The following is a 16,099-nucleotide window of genomic DNA, read 5'->3' as shown; positions in this document are numbered from 1 at the left end:
TGGCGGATAGCCACAAAGGGAACAGGTAGCACCGATGCCCACCCAGCAGCAACTTGCTTCGACCATGCCGATCGCCGCGGCCGCAACACCCGAGGTGACCGGAGCGGACGCGACGTACCGGAAGATCGTGCTTCACATCATGCCCTTCATCCTCGCCTGCTATTTCTTTGGCTATTTGGATCGGGTGAACGTCGGCTTCGCCAAGCTCGGCATGGTCAGTGACCTCAGTCTGAGCGAGGCCGCTTATGGCCTCGGCGCAGGCTTGTTCTTCATCGGCTATCTCCTGCTCCAGGTGCCCGCCGGCTACCTGGTTCAGCTCTACGGCCCGCGCAATTGCATCGCGGGATCGATGATCGCATGGGGGCTTGTCTCTATGACGACCCTGCTGACGCGGGACGAAGCCAGCTTCTACGCACTTCGCTTTCTGCTCGGGGTCACCGAAGCAGCGTTCTTCCCGGCCGTCATTGCCTGCTTCAGCCTATGGTTTCCCTCGTACAGGCTGAGCAAGGTGATGTCCTTGCTGTTCCTTGCCCTGCCTCTCGGGGTGATCCTCGGCGGTCCGCTGTCCGGCTGGATCATGGACGTCACCCATGGCGGCTACGGTCTAAAGGGCTGGCAGTGGATGTTCCTGCTCGAGGGACTGCCCGCGTTGTTGCTTGGATTGTTCGCGATCAGGGCGATCGTCGAACGGCCGGACGATGTTGCCTGGTTAACGGCCGGCGAGAAAGCCCTGGTGCAGCGAGAGCTCGCCCTGGAAGCCCGGGACAAGCAGACGAGCTTGTTGCCAGCGTTGCGCGAGCCGACGCTGTGGATTCTGTTCGCGACGACGTTTCTCTACAACCTTGGCAATTACGGCCTCGTTTTCTGGATGCCGAGCATGATCAAATCAATAGGCGGGCTGACGAACTTCCAGATCGGTATCGTGACTGCGGTGCCGTACCTCGTTGCCGCCTGCGCCATGCTGCTCAACTCGTTCCACTCGGTGAAAACCGGCGAGAGACTCTGGCACACCGCGCTGCCCCTGATCGCTGGCGGCATCGCCCTGGTCGCGGGTGTGACCACGCGAGACGTGCCATTGCTGTCCCTCCTGTGCATGACCGTCGGCATCTGCGGCATCCAGTGCACGCTTGCCATGTTCTGGAGCCTGCCATCGCGCGTGCTTGCCGGAACCGCGGCGGCCAGCGGCGCCGGACTGGTCAATATCGGCGCGGCGATCGCGGGCTTTGCCGGTCCGGCGGTCCTCGGGCTCCTCGGTCAACTAACGGGCAGCATGACGGCCGGTGTTTCGCTGCTGGCGATCGCGCTGTTCGCCGCGGCTGGGCTGATCTTTGCGATTCCGCGGCACCTGATGGCCCGGCATATCGTCTCATCCTAAGGGGGCGACATGGTCTCCAAGGCTCCAATTCCCTCCACCCCCAAGCATGGCCTGCACAAACCGTTTCGGATTGCGACCGCCGGATTTCATATCGAGTCCGTGAGTTTCCTGCCAACCGCCTCGACCTGGGACGATTTCGAGCAGGTGGCCCTGCGCGGGAGCCGCATCGTCGAAGAACTCCGAGGCACCAACACCGTGATGGGCGGCTTCATCGAGGTCTGCGAACAGGACGGCGTGGAGTTGGCTCCGCTCGTGCACACGGCCCTCGGTGCCGTCGGGCCCGCGACCGACGAGGCCGTCAGACGTTACGCGGACGAGATGGCAGCCGGTATCCGCGCTCTGTCGGACCTGGATGGCGTGCTGCTCTTCCTCCACGGCGCGTGCTGGACGGCTTCCTATCCGGATCCCGAGCGCTTCATCATCGACACAGTCCGCGCCGCCCTGGGGCAGGACAAGCCCTTGATCGTCGCCCTCGACTACCATGGCAACATCGACGCAGACACGCTGAAGAACGCGACCGCAGCGTTCGCCTATCGAAAATCGCCGCATACCGATACGGGGGACACGGGACGCCGCGCCGCCACCTGCATGCTGCGCACGCTGCGGGGACAGATTTCGCCGGCGTGGGCGATCGCAAAACCAGGCGTGCTCGTCCCATCGATCTTCAGCGCGACCGCGCTGCGCCCCCTGGCGGATATCATCGAGGAAGGACAGCAAATCGAACGCGACAGCGAGCGCTACACCGATATTTCGTTGATGGCGGGCTTTTCCTATGCAGACGCGCACAATGCCGGCTTCTCGGTGCTGTGCGTCACGGACGGCGACCCCGACCGCGCTCGGAGGGTCGCGGACCATCTTTCGGATCGGATCTGGAGCGAACGGCATGCACTCTACAGCCCGTTCGACATCTACACCGCAGAGTCGGCGGTCTCCCGGGCATGCACGGGCCTGATGACGCGCAAGGCGGCGGGACGCCCCTATGTCCTGGTCGAGCACGCAGACCGAATGAACGATTCAACGTACCTGCTGGCCGAGCTGCTCAAGCGCCGTGTCCCGCGGGCTGCCGTGCCATTTCTCTGGGATGCAGCCGCTGCGCAGAAGGCGTTCGAAGCCGGCGTTGGTGCGGTGGTGAATCTCGAGCTTGGCGGCCACAGCTCGGAGAAGGCGGGGCCGACGCTCGACGTCGCCGCACGCGTGCTGTGGGCGGGCCCGAAGTCGTATCGCGTGTCGGGCTCCTACATGCATGGCATGCCCGTCGACCTGGGAATGACGGCGTTGCTTGATGTCGATGGCGTGTCGGTGAGTGTCGTCAGCGCTTTTGCATTCGCGGTCGATGGCGATGCATTCGGAGTTTTCGGGTTGCGTCCGGAAGACTTCGACATCATCGTGCTTCGTTCCAAGACCCATTTCCGTGCCTTCTACGAGGGACTGGCGGAGGAAATTCTGATCGTGGATACACCGGACCACGGCGTCGCCGACCTGCGGCTCCTGCCCTACGAGCGGCTGGATACGCATCGTGTGTTTCCTCTGGCTCCTGAAGGTGCCCGTTGATGTCGTCTGAACACGAGCAGAGGGGGACACGCGCGGAACGTCTGGCCCGCCACAGGAGAACGAACAAGCGATGACCGGCAAAGTGAGCGTGAGCCTGATCCAGTTTGATGCCAAAGTGCTGGAGCCGGAGTCGAATCTCGAGCGAATGCGAGCAGCGATCCTATCGGAGGCAAAGGCAGGCGCGCAGTTGATCGTGTTCCCAGAGCTGTCGAACACGGGATACGTGGAGCCGCTGACGCCGGGCGCCCCTTTCAGCCCGGCTTCCGGCGGATCAGAACAGTATGCCTTCCGATTATTTCAAGCAGCAGAACCGGTGAACGGCCCCTTCATCAAGTCGCTGTGCGACCTGGCTCGCGAGCACAGCCTCCATGTTGTTGTCGGGCTCGCCCTTCGTCATCCGGTGCAGCAGGGTGCCATGCATAATGCCTCGATCCTGATTGGTCCCCACGGCGTGCTCGGCACCTACCACAAGATTCACCGCTGGCATCTGGAAAAGCTCTACTTCATGGCCGGCGAGAGCATCTCCGTGCAGCAGACGACGTTGGGCCCGATCGGGATGCAGATTTGCTACGACATCCGGTTTCCGGAATTGACGCGGGCACTCATGCTGCAAGGCGCGCAGATCGTCACGAATGTTTGGGCGTCTTTCCGGCCCCAGGACAAGCCCCTGGAGGATGAGCAGATATTCACGCACCGCGCCTACACGCGCGCGACCGAAAATGGCCTCTTCTTCCTCAGTTGCAACCGCGCTGGCAGGCAGGGCAATTGCGCCTTCATGGGCCGAAGCGTCATCGTTGCGCCGGACGGCAAGATTCTCGCGCAGTCCACCTCGGAGGACGAGGACGTCGTACGCGCGGAAATCGACCTTGATGACGTCGCCCGCTATCGAAGCTATGTCGGGCTCGCCACAGACAGGCGCGCGGATATCTACGCACGATATCTGACGGCGCCCGTCTGAGAATTCACCGCACGGTGCGGCAGAAGGGGGCTGCACCTCGAAGCCAGCCTCATGGGTCAAATCGAACCGTTCAGTTGTTGCTGCGGTTCGCAGTGCGAAAGCTCTTGATCTCCGACACGCTGCCGTCGCGGTAGGTCAGCTCGACGGAGACGAACTGCGTCGAGGGCGCGAGCTTCATGTAGAGCGGCATGCCGGCGGAAATTCCCGAAGGGTCCCCGGTCGGGTCCCTCATGTTGCAAGGCGGTATCTTCAGCACCTGGTTCGGCACCGCGGTGTCGATGCCGATGCGCACCTCGCGGATGGCGCAGCGATAAGAAACCAGATGGGTATAGTAGACCAGCAGCCCGTTGAACTCGCGGAACGACAGCCAGCTCGTCGCGGTCATGTCGAGGATCTTGCGCTGATCGCGGAGCAGCGCAGCCTCGGGCTCGAACTTGATCGGAAACGGACCCTGCATGTCGCCGGAGGCATCCACATAGCGCACCTCGATGGTACCGGCCTGCGCGTCCGGCGGCAGCTCGATCGACGGGTTCGGCATCCGCTTGCGGGTGCGCGGGTCGAGCGCGTCGATGAAGCCGGTCTCGCGGAAATCGCCGTTGCCGGCCATCCGCCAGGAAACGCCGAGGGTCGGGTCTGCAAAGGAAAACGTCACCGTCCAACCACTGCTGTGGCGCGAGAAGTTCGCAATCGGCGCGTTGGTGACCTCCTCCTTCGGGACGCGCGGCACCGAGACCGGCGGCAGCGCCGCGACCTTCTGCGGCGGCGGGTCGTCCGGACGTGACGCGGCGTCGGACGCGACCTTTGCCGAACCATTCAGAAAGACGTCGTCGACCATCTGGTCGAAATAGACCGGCACCTGCTTGTGCTTGACCGTGTCGGCCATCTCGCTGACGAGCCGCCGGGTATGCTGAGCCACCTGCACGAGGTTCTCGCCGGGCTGCAACAGTTCCTTGGCAAACGTGCGCGTGAACACCGAATTGGGATTGGCATCGTCGTTCGACAGACGATCGAGCGCGGTCTGGCGGGGGCCGGCGGAGAACACCGAGAACACGCCTTCCGGCAACTGCGTCATCGGCGCGAGGCCTCCGCCGCCGGCGACCGCGCGCGTGCCGGTGCGCTCGAACGGATTGTTGCGGCAGGCATCGAACACGAGGATCGCAGTGCGCGCCTTCTTGTTCTGGAGCCGCTCGACGATGCGGTCGGCGAGGATGGAGGAATCGCGCACCAGCTCTTCCTGCCCTTCGGTCGCCGCCGGCACGTCGGTCGGCAGCAAATAGTTCTGGCCCGCGATCTCGAAACCGTGCCCGGCATAGAAGAAGAACGCGGTGTCGCCGGGCTCGATCGCCCTGTCGAAGGTGAGCAGCGTCTCAGAGAACTGCTGGCGATTCTGGTTCTCAGCTACCATCACGGAGAAGCCGAGCTGCTTGAGCGTATCGCCCATGGTGCGGGCGTCGTTGACGGCCTTGAGCAGTTTTGGAACGTTCCTGTAGTCGTTATTGCCTATCACGAGCGCGACGCGCTTTTCGGCATGCGCGGGGGCAGCGAGCGCCGTGAGACTGGCGGCGATGCCAACGGCTGCCAAAACCGAGAGAAGCCTGCGCGTCATCGAAAATCCCCGTTTGCAGGAGTCCTTGCCCGGCGCTCCTGCGGTCGCTGATGTCATAGTCGGCCGAGTCATGGCTGGGGTTCAACAGGGCCCGAAAGGGCTCCGCCGGGCTGGCCATGGCCCCTGCACCACTGTCCTATGGCATGCTCCGCTGGAATCTGCTTTTTCTTTGTTTGGTATTGCCTGTCTACCCGAGGGTCTTCCGTGTATCGCTGGTGCACCGACGAGGTCGAGCCGCAGGACCGCTTCGACTATTGGCGGGAGGTGCGCGCCAAGGGGCTGTTCGGCGTCACCGCGGAGCTCGCGCGGGAGCAGCGCGCTGATTTCTCCGGTGAGTTCTCGCTCCGGCAGATCGGCGGGGCCGGCCTCGTCGAACTGCGGGCCTCACCCTACCAGGTCGAGCGCAGCAAGACCGACATTGCGCACGCCGCCAGCGACAGCATCTGCGTCTATCAGCAGCTCGGCGGCGGCGGCTGGTTCGGCGGCATGCGCAGCGATGACTTCGCGATCGAAAGTGGCAGGTTCGCCACCAGCCATACCGACCTGCCCTATCGCACCGTGCCGCTCGGCGCCGCCGGCTTCCACCTGCGGATCCTGAAGATTCCGGTGGCCAGCATCCCCGGGCCGGACAGGCGCGTTCGCGACCTCACGCCGAAGCCGGTCGGCGACCCTGCCCTGGCCCCCCTGCTCGACGCCGCCTTTGCCGAGCTCGGCGAATTCGCCGGCGAGGACGAGGCTGCGCACGCCAAGCCGCTGGTGGAGGCGCTGGCCTGTCTCGTCTTGATCGAGCGCGGCATCGTCAGGCCCGCGGGCCGCCGCGGACAGTACGCGCTGCGGATCGCCCGCCTCTCGCTGGCGCGCCGCCTGATCGTGCGCCATCTGAACGATCCCCCGATTGTCCCCCGCGATGGTCGCCGACTGGCTCTGCGTGTCCCTGCGCCACCTCCACATGCTGTTCGAAATGGCGGAGAAGAGCTTCTCCCAGACCGTGACCGAGCAACGCCTGGCGCAAAGCCGCCGCCTCTTGCGCGAGGCGCCGGAACGGCTGATCGCCGATGTCGCCGCCGCCTGCGGCTTCGAAAGCATTGCGACCTATTACCGGGTCTTTAACGCCGCCTACGGACTGCCCCCGGGCGATTTCCGGGCCCAGCAAGCGGCGACGGACAAAGTTCCGGGAGGCTGACCCCGGGCGGGCGACGGGCGAAAAATCCAAGCTGCGCCGGCAAATTGAGCAAAAACGCTAGGTTTTTAAGAGCCTTCCCGCGCCTGCTCCATTGACTTTGCCCGATTCCGCCCTATGTTCCGGGCAACGCGGCTCGGTATCGAAACGCGATTCCTGAGCTTGGCGCTTTGTCCGCGCAGGTCAGCACCCCCAGCTTCTTTGAGAGCGCGCCGTTTCGGGGTGGAGCGCGACAGCCTTATTACCCCTCGATTCCGAACGGCGGTTTCGACTAGAGGCTCAATGTCCTTTTCAAATCTCGGACTATCCGAAAAAGTCCTCGCCGCAGTGGCGGCCACCGGTTACACCAACCCCACCCCCATTCAGGAACAGGCGATCCCCCACGTCCTTGCACGCAAGGACGTGCTCGGCATCGCCCAGACCGGCACCGGCAAGACCGCGGCCTTCGTGCTGCCGATGCTCACCATCCTCGAAAAGGGCAGAGCCCGGGCGCGCATGCCGCGCACCCTGATCCTCGAGCCGACCCGCGAGCTCGCCGCCCAGGTCAAGGAGAACTTCGACCGCTACGGCGCGGGGCAGAAGCTCAACGTCGCGCTGCTGATCGGCGGCGTCTCCTTCGGCGACCAGGATGCCAAGCTGACGCGCGGCGTCGACGTGCTGATCGCGACCCCCGGGCGCCTGCTCGACCATACCGAGCGCGGCGGTCTCCTGCTCACCGGCGTCGAGCTGCTCGTCATCGACGAAGCCGACCGCATGCTGGACATGGGCTTCATCCCCGACATCGAGCGCATCTGCAAGCTGGTCCCCTTCACGCGGCAGACGCTGTTCTTCACTGCGACCATGCCGCCGGAGATCCGGCGCATCACCGAGGCCTTCCTGCACAATCCGCAGAAGGTCGAGGTTTCCAAGCCCGCCACCACGGCGGTGACCGTCACACAGTCCCAGGTGCCTGCGGGGCGCGAGGCACATGAGAAGCGCGAGCTGCTTCGCCGCCTGCTGCGCGAGGCCAAGGATCTCAAGAACGCGATCATCTTCTGCAATCGCAAGCGCGAGGTCGCGATCGTTCACAAATCGCTCCAGAAGCACGGCTTCAGCGTCGGTGCGCTGCACGGCGACATGGACCAGCCGGCCCGCATGGCAGCGCTGGATCAATTTCGCAAAGGCGAGCTGCCACTGCTAGTCGCCTCCGACGTCGCCGCGCGCGGCCTCGACATCCCCGAGGTCAGCCACGTCTTCAATTTCGACGTCCCCCATCATCCCGATGATTACGTTCACCGCATCGGCCGTACCGGGCGCGCCGGCCGCACCGGCACCGCGATCTCGATCGTGACGCCGCTCGACCAGAAGTCGATGGCCGCGATCGAAAAGCTGATCGGCCTGAACATTCCGCGCGCCGAAGGCGAGTTCGAGGTCCACGGCGAGTCCGCCGAGCCAACCGAACGTTCGCGCGAGCCGCGTGGCCGGGAGCGGACCCGCGGCGGTCGCGGCAAGTCGCGCCGCGGCCATGAGCAGCGCGGTGACGCCAGGCACGCCTCGGACGCAAGGCCAGCACCGGAAGCAAGGCCTGCACGCGAGCCAAAGCCTGCGCGCGAAGCAAGGCACGCCCCCGAGCCGCGCCACGGCTCGCGCCAGCAGGCCAATACGTCGCACGTGCCGTCGATCGGCCGGCCCGAGCCGCGCCGTCCGCAGCGTGAGGCCGACAGCGAGCCCGGCGATCATTCGCATCTGCCGGCGTTCCTGCTGCGACCTGTTCGTTCCCCCGCCGGCGCCTGAGAAACGACCGTTTACCGGTCGTTCAGAATCGCCCGTTAGCCTACGAACATAATTTATGCATTGCAGCGATCGGCGGCGCACCGATCGCCGTGGGGAATGTTCAGTGGTCAACGTGCTCGATGAACACGAACGCACCATGGCGTTCGCCGAGGTGGCTCTCGGTCAGATCCGATCGCTCAGGCAGACCGCAATTCCCCGCAACTACGAGATCTGGTATGTCTACGCCACCGGCTACAACGCTCCCCTGAACAAGATCATCAACGAGACGCTGGCACGCAACGGCAGGCTGACCGAAGCCGATCTCGAGCAGATCTACGAGACCTACCTCTCCCACATCAAGACCACCGACCGCATCGACAAGGTCGGCGCGCGCGTCATCGGCGAAATCGACGACGTGATGAAGGTGCTCAGCGAAGCGCTCGGCATGTCCGCATCCTATGATGCGAGCCTGTCGGGCGCCGCCGCAAAGCTGTCCACGGCCAGGGACCGCGACCAGATCAAGGCGATCGTGGACGCGCTGCTGGGCGCGACGCGCGACATGCGCGAGACAAGCAAGGCGCTGGAGGACCGGCTGACCTTGTCCAAGAACGAGATCAGCAACCTTCAGCAGAGCCTCGAGGCGATCCGCGCCGAGAGCCTCACCGATCCCCTCACCGGCCTTGGCAACCGCAAATATTTCGATCGCATGATCGGCATGGCCGTGCAGAACGCCCTCGCAAACGGCGAGCCGCTGTCGCTGCTGTTGTTCGACATCGACCACTTCAAGTCGTTCAACGATTCCTACGGCCACCTCACCGGCGACCAGGTGCTGCGCCTCGTCGGCCTGTCGCTGAAGCAGACCATCAAGGGCCAGGACATCACCGCGCGCTATGGCGGCGAGGAGTTCGCGGTCGTGCTGCCCAACACCGCGCTGCGCCAGGCGCTCACGGTCGCCGACCACATCCGCCGCGCCGTGATGGCGAAGGAATTGAAGAAGAAATCGACCGGCGAGATCCTCGGCCGCGTCACGATCTCGGTCGGCGTCTCCATGCTGAAGCCGGGCGACGACACGGACTCCCTGATCGAGCGCGCGGATGCCTGCCTCTACGCCGCCAAGCGCAACGGCCGCAACCGCGTGATCTGCGAGGCCGATCCGGAATACAGCGCCGAAGCGCGCAGCCAGGTGGCTTAGCTCCGACCTCATTTGAGGAAGTCGTAGATTGGGCAAAGGCGCATCGCGCCGTGCCCACCATCTTTCCTACATCGCGATTCTCAGCGGTGGGCACGCTCGCTTTGCCCACCATACGGACCGCTACGCTTTCCGCCTGGCGCGCTTGCGAACCGCAGCCTTCTTGGCAGGCTTCTTCACCCTCGTCGAAGATTTGGCGGCCTTCTTCATCCCTTTGCTCGCCGCCGCCTTCTTCTGGGGCCGCTTCTTCACCTTGGCGCGCTGGGCAGCGGCGAGCGCGGCCCTCGCCCACTCGGCAAGCTCCTCGGAATCGTCGAACAGGCGCGCGGGCAGTTGCCAGTAGGAACTCACTGTCACTGTCTTGGCGCGGGTCTGGTACTGGAAGGGCGCCGAGCCTTCGGCCTCAAAGCCTGGGATTGTTACTTCATCGGCGCGAAAGAACAGCCCGGCGCGCAAGGCCAGCGCAAAATTGGTGCCGTCGGCAGAAATGCCATAGCCGGAAAACATCCGGCGGATGGTGACGGGGCCGAAATCGGCGAACAGGTCGATCAGGAATTCGCGGTCCATGGGCACCCTCGCGCCCCCAACGCAGCGCAGCGCGCCATCAGCGCGTCGACGCGCGTCTTCGACACGCTATGGCGCTGCTGAGCCGGGGGCCAGTCTTTTGCACCCGATGACTATAGCGTGGGTCCCAGCTTTGCGCAGCAGCGCACCGGACGATACTGCGCATCGCCGGGGAGCGCTGCTAGCGCGTCCGGGACACGAGAGAGTATTGGGGAGAAGCTACCCCTCGACCTTGGCCGGCCGCAGTTCAACCGACTCGCCGCAGCCACAGGCGGAAATCTGGTTGGGGTTGTTGAAGACGAACTGGGCCTGCATCTTGTCAGCCTTGTAGTCCATCTCGGTGCCGAGCAGGAACAGCACGGCCTTGGGATCGACCAGGATCTTGACGCCCTTGTCCTCGACGACCTCGTCGGTTGGGCGGATCTCGTGGGCGTATTCGACGGTGTAGGACTGCCCGGCGCAGCCACCGTTCTTCACACCGACCCGCAGGCCCACGATCTCCGAGTCCGCACGCTGCGTCAGCTCAGTGATGCGCTGCGCGGCGGCATCCGTCAGCCGCATCACCTGCGGGCGCGGGCGCCGCGGCTTGGGGGTAGTAGCTGGTGACGGCTGGGTCATGTCAGTCATGTGGTCCGTTGCGAAGCAAGTTCAATGCCAGATGTGGATCTCACCACATGTTGAGCACGAGGCGGGCCTCGTCGCTCATGCGTTCCGGCGACCAGGCCGGCTCCCAGACGACCTTGACGTCGACCACGCCGACGCCGGGAACGCTGGCAACCGCATTCTCAACCATGGTCGGCAGCTCGCCGGCGGCCGGGCAGTTCGGCGTGGTCAGCGTCATCAAGACGTCGACGGAGCGGTCGTCCTTGATCTCGACCTTGTAGATCAGGCCGAGCTCGTAGATGTCGGCCGGGATTTCCGGATCGAACACAGTCTTGAGCCCGGCGATGATCTCGCGCGTCAGACGCTCGGTCTCCTCCGGCGGCAACGCGGAATGCGTTTCCATCGGATTGGCTTTGATTTCGGCCGTGTCACTCATGCGAACAAATCCCGCGCCTTCAAGAGCGCCTGTGCCAGATGGTCGACTTCGTCCCTTGTATTATACATGCCGAAGGATGCCCGGCACGTCGCGGTCACGTTGAACCGCTCTAAAAGCGGCATCACGCAATGAGTGCCTGCGCGCACCGCGATGCCCTGGCGGTCGATCACGGTGGCGACGTCATGGGCGTGCGCGCCCTTCAGCTCGAAGGAGATCACCGGGCCCTTGCCGCGCGCTGTGCCGATCAGCCGCAACGAGTTGATTTCGCGCAGGCGGTCCTGGGCATAGGTGACGAGATCGTGCTCGTGGGCGGCGATGCGCTCCTTGCCGATCGAGTTGACGTAGTCGATGGCCGCGCCTAGCCCGACCGCCTCGACGATCGCGGGTGTGCCGGCCTCGAACTTGTGCGGGGGATCGCCATAGGTGACGATTTCGCGGGAGACCTCGCGGATCATCTCGCCCCCACCATTATAGGGACGCATCGCGATGAGGTGGTCGTATTTGGCCCAGAGCACGCCGATGCCGGTCGGTCCGTACACCTTGTGCCCGGTGAAAACGTAGAAGTCGCAGCCGATGTCCTGGACGTCGACCGGCAGATGCACGGCGCCCTGACTGCCGTCGACCAGCACGGGAATGCCGCGGGCGTGCGCGATTTTGACGACGTCCTTGACCGGCACGATGGTGCCGAGCGCGTTCGACATCTGCGTGATCGCGACGAGCTTGGTCTTCGACGTCAGCTGCTTCTCGAACTCATCGATCAGGAAATTGCCTTCATCGTCGACCGGCGCCCATCTGATCACCGCGCCGTGGCGTTCCCTGAGGAAATGCCAGGGCACGATGTTGGAGTGGTGTTCCATGATCGAGAGGACGATCTCGTCGCCAGCTTTGATGTTGGGCTCACCCCAGGACGAGGCGACGAGGTTGATCGCCTCGGTCGCGTTGCGCGTAAAGATGATCTCTTCGGTGCGGCTGGCATTGATAAACTGCGCGACCTTGGCGCGGCCGCCCTCGTAAGCCTCCGTCGCAGTATTGGCGAGGTAGTGCAGGCCGCGATGCACGTTGGCATATTCGCTCGTATAGGCCTGCGTCATGCGGTCGAGCACGGATTGCGGCTTCTGCGCCGAGGCCGCGTTGTCGAGATAGACCAGCGGCTTTCCGTAGACCTGCAGGGCGAGCGCCGGAAAATCCTGGCGCACCCGCGCGACGTCATAAGAACCGTTCAGGACCGCCGGATGCGTGCTCATGACCGTCGCTCCAGCCAGCGCTCGGCAATGCCGATCACGTGCTCACGCAGGTCATCATCGGCGATCTGCTCGATTGCCTCACCGACGAAGGCCTGGATCAGCAGCGCCTGCGCGTCCTTCTCGGACAGCCCGCGGGCGCGCAGATAGAACAGGAGACTGTCATCCAGCGCGCCGGCGGTGGCACCGTGGCCGCAGGAGACGTCATCGGCAAAGATCTCGAGCTCGGGCTTGTTGTCGGCCTCTGCCTCGTCCGAGAGCAGCAACGCCCGCGTCATCATCTTGCCATCGGTCTTCTGCGCATCGGGGCGGACGATGATGCGGCCCTGGAACACCGAGTGGGCGCGATCGTCGACCACGGCGCGGAAGATCTCGCGGCTGGTGCAATGGGGCACGGCGTGGTCGACGACCAGCGTCGTATCGCCATGCTCGGTCTTCTTCAGCAGGTTCACGCCGTTGACCGCGAGCTCGCTGCCCTCGCCTGCCAGCGTGATGAAACCTTGCAGGCGGCTCACGGCGCCGCCGGTCGTCATGTTGAAGAAGTTGAGCTTCGTATTCGCGCCGACCGTAATGATCTGCGAGGTGATGTTCACGGCGTCGGGCGCATCGTCCATCAGGCGGATATGCGCGACGTCGGCGTCATCACCGATCGAGACGATGACGGCGTCGTTGACCTGATAGCCGCCGGCGCCGGCCGCGACGAAGGTCTCGATGATGGTGGCGCGGACGCCCTTGCCGATCCGCAACTGCGAGCGGGTGAAGGCGGATGCAGACGCCAGGGTCGCGACATGGATGATCTGGAGGGGAGCGGAAGGCTGCACGCCGTCCGCAATTGACACCACGACGCCGTCGGTCGCCAGCGCCGCGTTCAGCGAGATCATCGCGTCCGTCGAGGCTGTCGCGAGCAGGTCGCCGGACTCCTTCTCCAGCGTTTCGCGCAGCGTCTTGACGCTGACCTGGGATGCGAGTGCCTTCAAATCCGACAGATCGGCCGCGAACACGCCATCGACCAGCACCAGCTTGCGGGCGCCCGCGAAGGCCTGTGCCTTCACGGCTTCGGCCGCGCGCGACAGCGCTGCGGCGTCAGGCGCGGCCGCAAGCGGCAGCACCTCGCCAAGGAGTGCGCGCAGGTCAGTGTATTTCCATTCCTCGATCCGGCGGTGCGGCAGGCCGAGACGCTCATAGGTCTCGAAGGCCTCGCGGCGCACTGCTGTGACCGCGGGCGAACCGGGCAGCCGGCCCTCGGCGCTGGTGAAGAGATCGCTCACCGCGCGGCCGTTCCCGGTCTTGGCCAAAGCAACGTTCATCGCAAAATCCCTTACGCCGCGTCCTCGAACTGGGCGTAGCCGGACTCCTCCAGCTCCAGCGCCAGTTGCTTGTCGCCGCTCTTCACGACGCGGCCGCGTGACATCACGTGCACGAAATCCGGCACGATGTAATTCAGCAGGCGCTGATAGTGGGTGATCACCACCATCGCGCGCTTGGGCGCGCGCAGCGCATTGACGCCGTCGGCCGCGATGCGCAGTGCGTCGATGTCGAGACCGGAATCCATCTCGTCGAGGATGCACAGGCTCGGCTCGAACAGCGCCATCTGGAGCACTTCGTTGCGCTTCTTCTCGCCGCCGGAGAAGCCGACATTGACGCCGCGCTTGAGCATATCCTGCGGGATGTTCAGCGACTTCGAGACCTCGCGGACCTTCCTCAGGAAGTCCGGCGTCGAATATTCACTCTCACCGCGCGCCTTGCGCTGCGCGTTCAGCGCGGTGCGCAGGAAGTTCATGGTGGCGACGCCGGGAATCTCGACCGGATACTGGAACGCCAGGAACACGCCCCTGGCGGCGCGCTCTTCCGGTTCCATCTCCAGGAGGTCCTCGCCCCTAAACAGGATCTGGCCGTCGGTCACCTCGTAGCCGGGCTTGCCCGCGATGACATGGGAAAGCGTCGACTTACCCGAGCCGTTCGGCCCCATGATCGCGTGCACCTCGCCCTCGTTCACGGTCAGCGTCAGCCCATGGAGGATCTCACGCTCCTCGACGCGAACCTTCAGATCTTTCACTTCAAGCAAAGCCATCTTGGTTTCCAGTCTATTCAAATGATCAAGGGAGCGCCGCGGCGCGCCGCGAGGGCCGGCAATTAACCGACCGACCCTTCAAGCGAGATCGAGATCAGCTTCTGCGCTTCCACCGCGAACTCCATCGGGAGCTGCTGGAGCACGTCCTTGACGAAGCCGTTGACGACGAGGCCGACGGCTTCCTCCTGGCTGAGACCGCGCTGGATGCAGTAGAACAGCACGTCCTCGGAGATTTTTGAGGTTGTCGCCTCGTGCTCGAAGGTGGCCGAGGAGTTCTTCGCCTCGATGTAAGGCACGGTGTGCGCGCCGCATTTGTCGCCGATGAGCAGCGAGTCGCAGGCGGTGAAGTTGCGGGCGCCGGTTGCTTTCCGATGCGCGGTGACGAGTCCGCGGTACGTGTTTTGCGACTTGCCGGCCGCGATACCCTTGGAAATGATCCGGCTCGAGGTGTTCTTGCCGAGATGGAGCATCTTGGTGCCGCTATCGACCTGCTGGAAGCCGTTCGAGATCGCGATCGAGTAGAACTCGCCGCTCGAATTGTCGCCGCGCAGGATGCAGCTCGGATATTTCCAGGTGATGGCCGAGCCGGTCTCGACCTGGGTCCAAGAGATCTTGGAGTTGTTGCCGCGGCAGTCGCCACGCTTGGTGACGAAATTGTAGATGCCGCCCTTACCCTCGGAGTTGCCGGGGTACCAGTTCTGCACCGTCGAATATTTGATCTCGGCGTCGTCGAGCGCGACGAGCTCGACCACGGCGGCGTGCAACTGGTTCTCATCGCGCTGCGGCGCGGTGCAGCCTTCGAGATAGGAGACGTAGGAGCCCTTGTCCGCAATGATCAGCGTGCGCTCGAACTGGCCGGTGTTGCGCTCGTTGATGCGGAAATAGGTCGACAGCTCCATCGGGCAGCGCACGCCCGGCGGCACGTAGACAAAGGAGCCGTCGGAGAACACCGCCGAGTTCAGCGTCGCGTAGAAATTGTCAGAGGTCGGCACTACGGAGCCGAGATATTTCTGCACCAGCTCGGGATGCTCGCGGATCGCCTCCGAGATCGGCATGAAGATCACGCCGGCCTTTTTCAGCTCAGCCTTGAAGGTGGTCGCAACGGACACCGAATCGAAGACCGCGTCGACCGCGATCTTGCGCCGGGCCGGATCCTCCTCCCCCACCTTCGGCTCGACGCCTTCGAGCATGGCGACTTCCCGCAAGGGAATGCCCAGCTTCTCGTAGGTTTTCAGGATCTCCGGATCGATCTCATCAAGCGAGGAAACCGTCTTCTTCGGCCTCGGCGCCGCGTAATAGTGGATGTCCTGGAAATCGATCTTGGGATACTCGACGCGGGCCCAGGTCGGCTCGGTCATGGTCAACCAGCGCCGATAGGCCTCGAGCCGCCACTGAAGCATCCAGGCCGGTTCGTTCTTCTTCTGGGAGATGAATTTTACGGTCTCCTCCGACAGACCCTTCGGGGCCTTCTCGGAGTCGATCAGGGTCTCAAACCCATAACGATATTGGTCGACGTCGATGCGCTTCACGCGCTCGACCGTCTCTTGTACGGCTGGCATTCCATCCTCCGCTC

13 protein-coding genes and 1 pseudogene are annotated in these 16,099 nt (G+C 64.1%); 6 read left to right on the top strand and 8 right to left on the bottom strand.

What is annotated here, in order from left to right:
• The first annotated feature begins 34 nt into the window (after window positions 1-34).
• The 3 genes from QA640_RS22255 to QA640_RS22245 all read left to right on the top strand — a co-directional run bounded on the left by QA640_RS22255 (window position 35) and on the right by QA640_RS22245 (window position 3,884).
• The gene (locus tag QA640_RS22255) at window positions 35-1,375 is read left to right on the top strand and encodes an MFS transporter (protein ID WP_283042712.1); all 1,341 of its coding nucleotides are present in this window, start codon (window positions 35-37) and stop codon (window positions 1,373-1,375) included.
• A gap of 9 nt (window positions 1,376-1,384) precedes the next feature.
• Window positions 1,385-2,926 carry a M81 family metallopeptidase gene (locus tag QA640_RS22250; RefSeq protein WP_283042711.1) on the top strand — a complete coding sequence of 514 codons (1,542 nt, stop codon included), beginning with the start codon at window positions 1,385-1,387 and terminating at the stop codon, window positions 2,924-2,926.
• A gap of 70 nt (window positions 2,927-2,996) precedes the next feature.
• Window positions 2,997-3,884 (top strand): carbon-nitrogen hydrolase family protein, encoded by an 888-nt coding sequence (locus QA640_RS22245; RefSeq protein WP_283042710.1) that lies wholly within the window; start codon window positions 2,997-2,999, stop codon window positions 3,882-3,884.
• Window positions 3,885-3,954: 70 nt separating this feature from the next.
• Here the strand turns inward: QA640_RS22245 and QA640_RS22240 are convergent, their stop codons facing one another.
• Window positions 3,955-5,490, bottom strand: coding sequence for a caspase family protein (locus QA640_RS22240; RefSeq protein ID WP_283042709.1), 1,536 nt, complete (start codon window positions 5,488-5,490; stop codon window positions 3,955-3,957).
• A gap of 204 nt (window positions 5,491-5,694) precedes the next feature.
• Between QA640_RS22240 and QA640_RS22235 the strand changes: the two are divergent.
• From QA640_RS22235 to QA640_RS22225, 3 genes and pseudogenes are all read left to right on the top strand, one after another.
• Window positions 5,695-6,673, top strand: a pseudogene (locus QA640_RS22235) (helix-turn-helix transcriptional regulator).
• A 279-nt stretch (window positions 6,674-6,952) separates the two neighbouring features.
• The gene (locus tag QA640_RS22230) at window positions 6,953-8,443 is read left to right on the top strand and encodes a DEAD/DEAH box helicase (protein WP_283042708.1); all 1,491 of its coding nucleotides are present in this window, start codon (window positions 6,953-6,955) and stop codon (window positions 8,441-8,443) included.
• Between the two features lie 103 nt (window positions 8,444-8,546).
• Window positions 8,547-9,614, top strand: a complete 1,068-nt coding sequence (locus QA640_RS22225; protein ID WP_283042707.1) for a GGDEF domain-containing protein — start codon at window positions 8,547-8,549, stop codon at window positions 9,612-9,614.
• A 120-nt stretch (window positions 9,615-9,734) separates the two neighbouring features.
• Here QA640_RS22225 and QA640_RS22220 read toward each other — a convergent pair whose 3' ends face one another.
• The 7 genes from QA640_RS22220 to sufB form a co-directional block, all read right to left on the bottom strand.
• The gene (locus QA640_RS22220; protein WP_283042706.1) at window positions 9,735-10,178 is read right to left on the bottom strand and encodes a TfoX/Sxy family protein; all 444 of its coding nucleotides are present in this window, start codon (window positions 10,176-10,178) and stop codon (window positions 9,735-9,737) included.
• Window positions 10,179-10,394: 216 nt separating this feature from the next.
• Complete coding sequence (locus QA640_RS22215) at window positions 10,395-10,802, bottom strand: iron-sulfur cluster assembly accessory protein (protein WP_283042705.1); 408 nt, start codon at window positions 10,800-10,802, stop codon at window positions 10,395-10,397.
• 40 nt (window positions 10,803-10,842) lie between these two features.
• Window positions 10,843-11,214: an SUF system Fe-S cluster assembly protein gene (locus QA640_RS22210; RefSeq protein WP_027553631.1), complete on the bottom strand. Its 372-nt coding sequence runs from the start codon at window positions 11,212-11,214 to the stop codon at window positions 10,843-10,845.
• On the bottom strand, window positions 11,211-12,458 hold the full coding sequence (locus QA640_RS22205; RefSeq protein ID WP_283042704.1) for a cysteine desulfurase: 1,248 nt from the start codon (window positions 12,456-12,458) through the stop codon (window positions 11,211-11,213). The genes QA640_RS22210 and QA640_RS22205 overlap by 4 nt, the downstream gene beginning before the upstream one ends.
• Window positions 12,455-13,762 carry a Fe-S cluster assembly protein SufD gene (gene sufD, locus QA640_RS22200; protein ID WP_283042703.1) on the bottom strand — a complete coding sequence of 436 codons (1,308 nt, stop codon included), beginning with the start codon at window positions 13,760-13,762 and terminating at the stop codon, window positions 12,455-12,457. The genes QA640_RS22205 and sufD overlap by 4 nt, the downstream gene beginning before the upstream one ends.
• Window positions 13,763-13,773: 11 nt before the next feature.
• The gene (gene sufC, locus QA640_RS22195) at window positions 13,774-14,526 is read right to left on the bottom strand and encodes a Fe-S cluster assembly ATPase SufC (RefSeq protein WP_283042702.1); all 753 of its coding nucleotides are present in this window, start codon (window positions 14,524-14,526) and stop codon (window positions 13,774-13,776) included.
• A 62-nt stretch (window positions 14,527-14,588) separates the two neighbouring features.
• Complete coding sequence (sufB, locus tag QA640_RS22190; RefSeq protein WP_283042701.1) at window positions 14,589-16,085, bottom strand: Fe-S cluster assembly protein SufB; 1,497 nt, start codon at window positions 16,083-16,085, stop codon at window positions 14,589-14,591.
• Window positions 16,086-16,099: the final 14 nt, after the last annotated feature.

Origin of the sequence: Bradyrhizobium sp. CB82, from assembly GCF_029714405.1 — a bacterium.
In the GTDB taxonomy this organism is placed as follows: domain Bacteria; phylum Pseudomonadota; class Alphaproteobacteria; order Rhizobiales; family Xanthobacteraceae; genus Bradyrhizobium.
Note: the sequence above shows the minus strand (reverse complement) of the source record. Positions and strands in the feature narration are given on the sequence as shown.

Bases quoted from the DNA above. Each gene is read 5' to 3' on its own strand.
- QA640_RS22255 (WP_283042712.1), top strand. From the start codon at position 35: ATGCCCACCCAGCAGCAACTTGCTTCGACCATGCCGATCGCCGCGGCC.
- QA640_RS22220 (WP_283042706.1), bottom strand. From the start codon at position 10,178: ATGGACCGCGAATTCCTGATCGACCTGTTCGCCGATTTCGGCCCCGTC.
- QA640_RS22245 (WP_283042710.1), top strand. From the start codon at position 2,997: ATGACCGGCAAAGTGAGCGTGAGCCTGATCCAGTTTGATGCCAAAGTG.
- sufD (WP_283042703.1), bottom strand. From the start codon at position 13,762: ATGAACGTTGCTTTGGCCAAGACCGGGAACGGCCGCGCGGTGAGCGAT.
- sufB (WP_283042701.1), bottom strand. From the start codon at position 16,085: ATGCCAGCCGTACAAGAGACGGTCGAGCGCGTGAAGCGCATCGACGTC.
- sufC (WP_283042702.1), bottom strand. From the start codon at position 14,526: ATGGCTTTGCTTGAAGTGAAAGATCTGAAGGTTCGCGTCGAGGAGCGT.
- QA640_RS22210 (WP_027553631.1), bottom strand. From the start codon at position 11,214: ATGAGTGACACGGCCGAAATCAAAGCCAATCCGATGGAAACGCATTCC.
- QA640_RS22205 (WP_283042704.1), bottom strand. From the start codon at position 12,458: ATGAGCACGCATCCGGCGGTCCTGAACGGTTCTTATGACGTCGCGCGG.
- QA640_RS22215 (WP_283042705.1), bottom strand. From the start codon at position 10,802: ATGACTGACATGACCCAGCCGTCACCAGCTACTACCCCCAAGCCGCGG.
- QA640_RS22240 (WP_283042709.1), bottom strand. From the start codon at position 5,490: ATGACGCGCAGGCTTCTCTCGGTTTTGGCAGCCGTTGGCATCGCCGCC.
- QA640_RS22250 (WP_283042711.1), top strand. From the start codon at position 1,385: ATGGTCTCCAAGGCTCCAATTCCCTCCACCCCCAAGCATGGCCTGCAC.
- QA640_RS22230 (WP_283042708.1), top strand. From the start codon at position 6,953: ATGTCCTTTTCAAATCTCGGACTATCCGAAAAAGTCCTCGCCGCAGTG.